Annotated in this window: 1 protein-coding gene; it reads right to left on the reverse strand. The window is 62.3% G+C overall.

Features of this window, described 5'->3' with window-relative positions:
• Positions 1 to 818: thiamine pyrophosphate-binding protein (locus DMX11_RS25810; RefSeq protein WP_256590665.1), on the reverse strand; the 818-nt coding region annotated here is incomplete at its 3' end.

Consider the following 818-nt stretch of genomic DNA (forward strand, 5'->3'; position numbering starts at 1 on the left):
TCGTGGCCGATGTTGATGATCAGGTCGGCCGCTTCGATGGCGCGGTGGACGAAGTCACCAGACGACAGCGCAGCGTTCCCCAGGAAGCGCGGGTGACGCTCATCGACCACGCCTTTACCCATCTGGGTGGTGATGAACGGGATACCGGTCTTGTCGATCAGCTGCTTGAGGACCTTGGCGGTCATCTTGCGGTTGGCACCGGCACCGATCACCAGGATCGGGCTGCGAGCCTTCTGCAGTTTGTCTACAGCGGCTTCGATGGCCACGTGCTCGGCCAGCGGGCGACGGTGCAGGCTGCGCGGGATCGGCAGGGCGTCGGTTTGCTCGGCGGCGATGTCTTCCGGCAGCTCCAGGTGCACGGCGCCCGGCTTTTCTTCTTCAGCCAGGCGGAAGGCTTCGCGCATACGCGCCGGGATGTTGTCGGCCGAGGCGAACTGGTGGGTGTACTTGGTGATGGGGTCCATCATGCCGCACACGTCGATGATCTGGAAGCGGCCCTGCTTGGACTTCTTGATCGGCTTCTGGCCAGTGATCATCATCATCGGCATGCCGCCCAGGTAGGCGTAGGCGCTGGCGGTCACCAGGTTGGTCGCACCAGGGCCCAGGGTCGACAGGCTGACGCCGGTCTTGCCGGTCAGACGACCGTAGGTGGCAGCCATGAAACCTGCAGACTGCTCATGACGGGTCAGTACCAGCTTGATCTTCGACTTGCGCAGGGATTCGAGCAGGTCGAGGTTTTCTTCACCGGGAATGCCGAATACATACTCGACACCTTCGTTTTCCAGGCATTGCACAACGACATCGGCGGCCTTGGCCAT

Origin of the sequence: Pseudomonas sp. LB-090624 (assembly GCF_003205205.1) — a bacterium.
GTDB lineage: Bacteria > Pseudomonadota > Gammaproteobacteria > Pseudomonadales > Pseudomonadaceae > Aquipseudomonas.